The sequence below is a fragment of the Streptomyces sp. NRRL WC-3549 genome (assembly GCF_000721935.1).
GTDB lineage: Bacteria > Actinomycetota > Actinomycetes > Streptomycetales > Streptomycetaceae > Streptomyces.
Window position 1 is genome coordinate 68,575 of record NZ_KL585414.1, and the last position, 8,507, is coordinate 77,081.

General features: G+C 70.2%; 8 protein-coding genes. 6 read left to right on the forward strand and 2 right to left on the reverse strand.

Annotation, left to right across the window (positions count from 1 at the left end; all coding sequences use genetic code 11):
• Positions 1-408 precede the first annotated feature (408 nt).
• Positions 409-576, forward strand: coding sequence for an NUDIX domain-containing protein (locus IH13_RS0121575; RefSeq protein WP_082317665.1), 168 nt, complete (start codon positions 409-411; stop codon positions 574-576).
• Positions 577-961: 385 nt separating this feature from the next.
• Positions 962-3,019: an eCIS core domain-containing protein gene (locus IH13_RS44800; RefSeq protein WP_234433349.1), complete on the forward strand. Its 2,058-nt coding sequence runs from the start codon at positions 962-964 to the stop codon at positions 3,017-3,019.
• 272 nt (positions 3,020-3,291) lie between these two features.
• Here the strand turns inward: IH13_RS44800 and IH13_RS0121585 are convergent, their stop codons facing one another.
• Positions 3,292-3,948 carry a TetR/AcrR family transcriptional regulator gene (locus tag IH13_RS0121585; RefSeq protein WP_031086898.1) on the reverse strand — a complete coding sequence of 219 codons (657 nt, stop codon included), beginning with the start codon at positions 3,946-3,948 and terminating at the stop codon, positions 3,292-3,294.
• Positions 3,949-4,069: 121 nt separating this feature from the next.
• Here IH13_RS0121585 and IH13_RS0121590 point away from each other — a divergent pair, with 121 nt between their 5' ends.
• Positions 4,070-5,095 (forward strand): hypothetical protein, encoded by a 1,026-nt coding sequence (locus tag IH13_RS0121590; RefSeq protein ID WP_420713381.1) that lies wholly within the window; start codon positions 4,070-4,072, stop codon positions 5,093-5,095.
• Positions 5,096-5,412: 317 nt separating this feature from the next.
• Here IH13_RS0121590 and IH13_RS0121595 read toward each other — a convergent pair whose 3' ends face one another.
• Complete coding sequence (locus IH13_RS0121595) at positions 5,413-5,643, reverse strand: N-acetyltransferase (RefSeq protein ID WP_199814786.1); 231 nt, start codon at positions 5,641-5,643, stop codon at positions 5,413-5,415.
• A gap of 395 nt (positions 5,644-6,038) precedes the next feature.
• Between IH13_RS0121595 and IH13_RS0121600 the strand changes: the two genes are divergently transcribed.
• The 3 genes from IH13_RS0121600 to IH13_RS0121610 all read left to right on the forward strand — a co-directional run.
• On the forward strand, positions 6,039-6,719 hold the full coding sequence (locus tag IH13_RS0121600; RefSeq protein ID WP_037841960.1) for a hypothetical protein: 681 nt from the start codon (positions 6,039-6,041) through the stop codon (positions 6,717-6,719).
• Positions 6,720-6,967: 248 nt separating this feature from the next.
• Positions 6,968-7,765, forward strand: coding sequence for a DNA glycosylase family protein (locus IH13_RS45585; RefSeq protein ID WP_031086907.1), 798 nt, complete (start codon positions 6,968-6,970; stop codon positions 7,763-7,765).
• A gap of 12 nt (positions 7,766-7,777) precedes the next feature.
• Positions 7,778-8,507, forward strand: a 730-nt coding sequence (locus IH13_RS0121610) for a cobalamin-dependent protein (protein WP_199814792.1), incomplete at its 3' end; no start/stop codon positions are given.

Sequence of the window (8,507 nt, forward strand, 5' to 3'; positions counted from 1 at the left end):
TACTAGACGAAGCAATCAAATATTTACCCACAGTTGACGAGACCGTCGGGGAATGATCACGGCGTGATCATTTCGTAATCAACGTTGGCCGCTCCCCGCGCACGCGGGGATGGCCTCCCTCGCACGCGCGTGCAAGGGGTCGCAGGTTCCTCGGATCGCGGCGTGATGAAGTCGCAACCGGGCAGAGAATATGCGACATCCCGCAGGTTCGTCCCGGCTGTCCTCTCCCGTTGCCGCAGGTCAGCCCGGCAGACGGGAGCAGGGGATCCGCACAGGCCATGATGGACCTTCGGGATTCCTGAAGTGCCATCATGGCCTGTGCGGGCATACGGGCCGACGGCGACGGCGAACTCACGGGATGTCGCACATACGTGAGGACCTTCCAAGCCACGATGCCGTCCCCTGGTCGTGGTAGCTGCCGCAGTAGTCTCGGGGGGTCGGCTGCTGGTCGTGAGTAAGAAGTCGGCTCCTGAGGTGTTCTATCTGCCGGGCGGTAAGCCAGACCAGGGCGAGGAGGCGTTGGAGGCGCTGACCCGGGAGTTAATTGAGGAACTCGGTGTCTCTCAGGGTCTTTGAGAAGTCTCGAGGTGGGTGGTTCGCCTGCTGAGCACGGGATGTGACGGTTTGTCACCTTCTGTCGGCAGCGCCTCTGGACGCAGAACAGGCATGGCCGCTAGTGATCATGTGGGTCGTCGTCAAGGCAGACGCCGACCAGAGGTCCGTGCTCGACCCCTGCTGAGGGGCCCCACGTATCAGCCCACCACCACGCCGACCGAGCCCCTGGCCACCACCTGCGACGCAGCGCCGCCTCGCCGCCTCGTCGCCGGACACGCATCGGAGAGCGCACCGGCGGTGCGCTTGCCTGTTCAGACGCCGGACTCTGCCCTCCCGTACCTTCCACACGGCTCAGCACCCCTGTATCCAGGAACTCCACACAGTCGAACACGGGAAGGTGCTCTCGGTGCGGACGCACGGCGAAGAACGAGAGACGGCCAACGAAGGAAAACCGCACCGGGCCTCCGAAGTCAAGACAGCGGTACCCGCGCCACCGGGACCCGGCTTCTTCTCGCCACAAGGCATACTCGCCCTGCAGAGCGCCGTGGGCAACGCCGCTGTCGTGCAGATGCTCCGCACCGACGGCCCGGCGCGGAAACCGCACCGGGCCGGACCCGGGTGCGGCCACCAGCAGGCCGGGCAGGAGTCCGCGGTGCAGCGGTCGGCCGTCCATGACGTCCTGCGTTCCGGAGGCCGCCCCCTCGACGGCGCCACCCGCGCTGACATGGAGAGCCGGCTGGGCGCCGACTTCTCCGACGTCCGCATCCACGACGACGCCACGGCGAGGGCTTCGGCCGCGGAGATCGACGCCCGCGCCTACACCAGCGGCAACCACGTCGTCATCGGCGACGGCGGCGATGACACGCACACGCTCGCCCACGAACTCACCCATGTCATCCAGCAGCGCCAGGGTGCCGTCACCGGTACCGACAACGGGTCAGGGCTCAAGGTCTCCGACCCCTCCGACCGCTTCGAACAAGAAGCGGAGGCGAACGCCACGCGGGTGATGAGTGGTCCGGCTCCCGCCCAGCCGATCGCCGCCGGACCGGAGGAAGCCGCCGCGCACGGTGCCACGGCGGAGCCGGCCGTGCAGCGGAAGACCACGCAGGTGACGGTACAACGGCGCGGCGGCGCGGCGGTGTCGAGCGTCGTGGACGCCTTCTCGCCCGCGGCCGACGCCGCTTCGGCGGGCATGACCCCCAGCGGCGCGAGCAGTAACGTTCTCACCGGCATGAGCCTGGGCGCGGCGGTCATCGGGACCGGCATGAAAGGCAAGGAGCTCTACGACGCCAACGCGGCCAAGAAGGCCTCGACGGCGGGTACGGCCAAGCACCACATAGCGTCCCGTGACGAGAAAGCGGCCGGCAACGACGTGTTCTCGAGCATCTCGGGCACCGGGAGTCAGGCCGCGAGTCTGGCGGGAGGCCTCGTCGGCGAGGCGGCCGCCAACCACGCCTCCCTGGCCGGAACGGGAATCGGGCTTCCCTCGTCGGTCGTACAGGTCGGTCGCTACGCCAGGAAGTCCTACAAGGCAGACCGGCGGATCCGGGCTCTTCGGGCCCTGATGGCGAAAGAGGAAGCGCCCGCGGAGGCACTGAAGGCGGCGAAGGACCTGCTGCCCGCGCTGCTCCACAAGGTGAGGGAAGTAGACGAGGAACTCCGCCGGGCGAAGCGGGAGTACACGAGCCGGACACAGGAGCTGGACGAGCGCGCGGCCCGCGGGGAGGACGTCGATCGCGGGTCCCTCAAACCTCTCAAGGAGGCCGTCGACCAGGCGGAGACGGACCGTACCGCGGCAGAGGCGGAACTGACCCGCGGAGAGCAGGAATACGCGGCGCTGAAGCCCGCCTCCGACGCCATGCACGAGGCCGTCAAGGGACTGGCGGAGAAGGCCAGACATTACGACGGCACCGTGAGCGACGAGATCTCGCTGCGGGACATCCAGACATACGCGGTACGGAAGAACGCGAGAGGCAGGCTCCGCAAGGGCATCACGGCCGTGGGCTCCATGCTGAGCATCGGCGGTTCCATAGCCTCCATCATCGCCACGGCGGCGCTCATGGGCGCCGCCGTGGCCGGCGCGGGTGCCGTCGCCGCGACCCCGGTCGGCTGGGGACTGGCCGTCGCCGCCGCCCTGGTGGCGTTGGGGCTGGCCAGCCACAAGGGGTGGGAGAAGCTCTCCCACCGATGGCACCAGACCGGTGTGCCGGACGCCCGGACCGGCGCCGTCCCGTCCAGGCGGAAGCGGCTGCTCCAGACGCTGAACCTGACGAAGGACGTCGGCGTCAACGAGCGTGAGCAGCATGCCGCCGCCCTCTACCGCTTGGCAGCCGACGGGCCGGACGCCAAGCGGGTCGAGGAGGCCCGCGCGACGCTTGACGCCCTCGGCTTGAGCTGGGACGAGATGAAGAACGACGAGGAAGGCGGCAAGAAGCTCATCGCGGCCAAGTTCGCCTCCGTCTGATCGCCGGGGAGACGGGACGCGGGACGCGCATCCGGCGGCCGGGGCGAGACGAAATCGATCGCCTGCACGGTCACCTGTATCTGGACCGGCTCGCGCAGAAACAACGGAAGGCTGTACTACGGGAGGTGCAGGACTCCCAGGACAAGGTTCGCCCGGAGTGCCGTCGGCCGGGTCCCCAGGGCGGGCAGGTGCATGGTCTTGCCGACCCGCCCGTACTCCGCGAACGCGGCACCGAGCGGGGTGAGGTCAGCGGGCGCCCAGTTGGGTCGGCTTCACGGCTGGGTGCGTCGTTCGGCGGCGTCGAACGCGGGCGCGAGCGGGGCCAGCGCCGCGCGGAGCCGGCCGGGCAGTGAGCCGGAAGGCACGACCAGCCCTTCGGCGCCAGAACTCCCGTCGGCCCCCGCGTCCCCGGTCGGCCGGAGCCAGCCTTCCCACGCGATCCGGACCGCCGCGGCCACGCTCGCCGCGAGAACGCGGGCTGTGGGCGCTCCGGCGTCATCCAGGCGGGCGGCGAGCACCGCCGTGAGAGGGGGCTCGATGTCAGCGGTGATGTCGAGGAATGCGTCGCGCAGCGCGAGCCGGGCGGTGATCAGCAGCAGTGCCTGGTGTTCACGCTCACCGGTGTTCGTGTACTGCTCGACCACTGCTTCGGTGACGGCGTCCGCCAGGCGTACTCCTGCGGGCCGGGCCGCGACCGCCGCCGCGATCCGCGCCTCCCGGTCCGCGTTAACGGCGGAGACGATGGCCTGCTCGCGGCTGGCGAAGTAGTTGTTGTAGGTGCGCGGCGAGACCCCGGCCGCTTCGGCGACGTCCTCGACCCGCACCTGGTCGGGGCCGCGCTCCACGGCCAGGCGCAGGGCTGCCTTGCGTAGCGCCTCGCGGGTGGCCTGCTTCTTCCGCTCCCGCAGCCCTGGTGGTGGTGTCGTCACGGTGTCAGCGTTCCACACAGGGCTGCGTGCACGCAAACTTGCGTGCACGCATTTTTCCTGCCAGCCTCGGCGCGACCGGAACCGGCAGACGCGACCGGGACCCGCCAGAGAGGACGTCACCATGCGAGCAAGAGGAATGACCTACGACACCGGCTTCGTCCTGCACGGCCAGCTGTCCCGCGAGCACTTCGACCCTGCGGTGGTCCGGCGCGAGCTCGCCGTCATCCGCGACGACCTGCACTGCAACGCGGTCCAGATCATCGGCGGCGACCCGGACCGGCTGGAGCTGGCCTCCGGTGCCGCCGCCGAGCTCGGCCTGGAGGTCTGGTTCTCCCCCTACCCGCTGGAGCTGGAGCCGGAGCAGATCCTCACGCTCTTCCGCGACTGCGCCGAGCGAGCGGAACGGCTCCGGCGGCAGGGGGCCACCGTCGTGTTCGTCGCAGGGGTCGAGCTGAGCGTGATGAACCGCGGGTTCCTCCCCGGAGAGAGCCCCGAACAGCGGGTCGAGCAGCTGATGGGCCAACCCGGGCGGCGCGCCGAAGCGATGCGGGAGCTCGGCGTGCGCATCAACGCGTTTCTCCGCGACGCCGCGGCCACGGTCCACGAGCGCTTCCAGGGCAGGCTCACCTACGCATCCATCCAGTTCGAGCAGGTCGACTGGGCCCCCTTCGACGTGGTGACGTTTGAGCTGATCCGCTCCGCCGAGGTCGCCGACCGGTTCCGGGACGCGGTGCGCACCTTGGCCCGGGGCCCGAAGCCGCTCGCCGTCACCGGGTTCGGCACCGCGGCCTACCGCGGTGCGGGAGACCGCGGTGGACGGGTGCTGGAAGTGGTCGAGTACGACCCGCGGACCAAGGCCCCCCTACGGCTGAACGGCACATACGAGCGCGACGAGGCCGGCCAGGCCGCATATCTGAGCGAACTGCTGGAGATTTTCGAGACCGAGGGCGTGGACAGCGCCTTCGTGTTCTTGTTCGCCCTGCCCGGCTACCCGCACCGCCCGGACGGCGACCCCAGGGACGACTTGGACCGGGCCGGCCTGGGCATCGTCAAACTGCTCGAAGGGCGCCGGGGGCAGACCTACCCCGACATGGAATGGGAACCCAAGGCCGCCTTCGCGGCAGTGGCGCAGCGGTATCGGAGGTGACAATCCCGAGCGGAAGGAAACGGTCTCCGCCGAACTCGCCGCAGACCTCGCGCCGGTCACCGTCGCCACGACCTGCGCACCAACGACGCGCTGCCCTTACGCGGGTTACCGACGCCGGGCGTAGGTACGGGCCCGCGGTGTCCGGCCATCGGCGACGCCGGTGCTCCAGCCGGCCCGGCAGCAGTTCCAGGGTGAGGTCGTCGAGCAGGCGGACGCGTCCGGTGCGGGGTGCGGTCATACGCTCCGGCCGGCCGGCCACATCCGCCGGAGGAGGCCGGTGAAGCACCCCGGCGGACCTGTTCGACGGACGCGTACGCCTATCCATCAGTCTGAACGACCGGGCGCAGCATGACCGAGAACACGGGTGAGTCGGCGAACGGCTGCTGGTCGCCCAGCTTGCGGTAGCCCCACGCTTCGTAGACGGCCTGGACCGCTCCGTCCCCGTTGAGGGGGTTGACGAGCAGGGTCACACGCTCCTCGGGCCGGTGGGTCAGCCACGCCTCGTGCAGTTGCCAGGCCACGCTCCGGCCTCGCCACGCCTTGCGCACCACGATCTCGTTCAGCGCGACGGTGCGTTTCCCGTTCTCCGCCGTCTCATCGACGTCACGGATCCGGACCCGGAGTTCCGCGACTTCGGGCGAGCCGTCGCCGGCGAACTGGGCCGCGGCCTGAGGGCGGCCCGGCAGCTCGGCGCCGCCGTCACCTGGTTCCCCGCTGACGGCGGACGCAAGACCGTGCGTGCCACCCTCCAGCCGGGTCCGGTACAGCCGTGAACGCCCCTCGCTCCGGCCCGGCCCTCGGCCCTCGAACCGCGGCCTCGGATCCGGTCGCGGACGCGAACACCGCCGCGTCGGAACGCCTCGCCGCCGGCCTCCGTCGGAAAGCACTCCCCACGCTCGCCACCGCCCCCGCCGAGACATCCCCGAGAGAGACGACCCGCACCGTGCGCTCGATCGCCCAGCCGACCTTCATTCCCTACATCACGCAACGGAGGGGCGAGGTCGCGGCTCCGGACAACCTCGTCCTGCGCCCCGCGAGCAACAGCCGCGGGCGCGGCCGCTACCGGTTGTTCTACGGCGACGAGGACCCTGGCCTGGACCGCGACCTGCGGCAGGTTCTCTGGGCCCGGGTCTCGTTCAACCCGTACGACGAGCGGCAGCACCCCACAGGGGACCCGGAGTGGAAGATGATGCACCCCTTCCGGCAGCGGATCACGATGGAAGCCCTGCGCTGCCAGATCTGCAAGGCCTTCGCGACGACGCCTCTGGGAACCGTCTTCCTGGCCGGCGCCGATGACTACGAGGACAAGGAGCCACCGCTCCTGACGAACCAGCCGCCGGTGTGCGCGAAGCACGTCCGCACGGCCACCGCGCTGTGCGACCACCTTCAGGAAGACCCCGTCGTGTTCCTGGCGACGAGCGCACCCCTGTACGGCGTCCTCGGCTCCTTGTACGGCCTGGTCGACGGCCGGGTCGATGTCGTCGCACAGCCGAAGGAGCCGCTCCCCTACGGGCATCCCGAGCTGCCCACGTTCCTCGCGTCCCAGCTCATCCGCCGGCTGGCCCGGTTCCGCGTCCTCAGCGTGAGCGAGCTGAGGCGGGAGCTGGCCGAGCTACCCGTATAGCCGCTTCCCGGCTCCCGGGGCGAGCCGGGGCCGGCCGCTGGACGGTGTTCGGCGCGGGAAACATGTCGCCCCCGCTTCCCACCGCTTCCCGGAACTCCACACCGGACTCACCTCGGCTGGACATCATGGAGGCGTCCGTGTCCCGACGCGTATGCCGGCCGGCGGTCCTCCTGACCGCCGTCGCTCTCGTCGTCGCCTGCCCGTGATGACGAGCAGAGCTCGACCCGCAAGCCTGAGGAGCACCCCCCATGACTGTCCTGACGACCGATCACCCCGCCTGGGTGGAGACCGGATCCACTCGCACCCGAGCCGTACGCACGGCGACCGGACTGTGGGTTCTGTCGTGGGATCGGGACGGTCTGCACACGAGCTGCGTGGACGGCACGGAGGACGTGAAGCCGACGGTCGTCACGACGAACCCGGATCGTCTGCCCAGCGGCGTCCCCGGAGCGCTCAGGGCAGGACTCGCTCGTACCGGCACCTCACAGCGCCTCGCCAACCCGTGGCTGTGGGACGCGATCACCACGGCGATCCTGCGGCAGGTCGTACGAGCCGGCCAGGCCCGCAAGCTCTACCGGGAGTGGTGCAAGGCCTACGGGACCATGGTCGAAAGTCCGTTCGGTGACCTTGCCCTCGCCCCCACCGCCGAACAGGTCCTCGCCCTGGCCGACGAGCAGTTCGACGGCATCGGAGCGAAGTTCCACCGCGGCGTGCTGCGGGCGGCCGCCGAGCACTACCAGCTGCACGCCGACGACTGGGACGGCATGAAGGCCCCCGAACTCGCGGCCGCGCTCACCACCGTCCCCCGTATCGGTCCCTGGACCGCCGCGGCGGCCGCCACCGACTTCACCGGGGACTTCAGCGCCTACCCGCACGCCGATCTCGCCGTACGCACCTGGGCCGCGCAGATCGCACCTCACTATCCCTGGCCGGACAAGAAGGACAAGGCCTTCGGCCCGCTCTGGACCGGCTGGGCCGGACCCGACCGCACCGCCCTGCACACCCTGACTCTTTCCACGCTCACCTGGGGCTCCCATGCCCGCTGAACCGGAGGATCGATGGAGCAGTCATCCCTTGTCTCGGGTGCCGACCCCACCCGCGCCCTCGACGCGCTGTTCGTGAACGCGCCGCTGCGCGACTACAGCCGGCGGCCCCGCACCAACGACTACACCTTGCCGGTGCTCGGCATGGCGTACATCGCCACGTACGCGCAACGAGCCGGCTTCAACGTGGGGGTGCTCGACGCGGAGTCCCACGGCCTGGGACTCGTCGAGACCGCCGCATCGGTCAACGCGGCGCGGCCCCGGTGGGCGGCCATGAACCTTCTCGCCCCCACCTACGAGATGTCCGCACGCATCGCGGCCCAGCTCGACCCCGACATCGCCCTGATGGTCGGCGGACACCACGCCAAGGCGATGCCCGACCGGATTCTGGCCGATCCCCGCATGGCCAACCTCCGGGCCCTCGTCCTCGGTGAAGGAGAGTTACGCGTCGCCGCGCTGCTGGAGGACGAGCAGCGCCGCCGTGAACTGCCCGGCGTGCTGTGGCGCGACCGGCTGCTCGGCACCCGGGCCACCGGTATCCCCACCGGCAGACCGGACCCGCAGATGCTCGGCCCGGACATCAACGGCTTGCCGTACGTGAACCGCGCGTTCCTGCCGCAGGACCCCTGTCACGCCGCTCCTACGGAGACGGACCGACGTCTCGCGATCAGCCGCGGCACCGACCTGCTGAAGACGGCCGCACGCACCGGCCACGTGGAAGCGAACCTGTCTCTTATACACATCT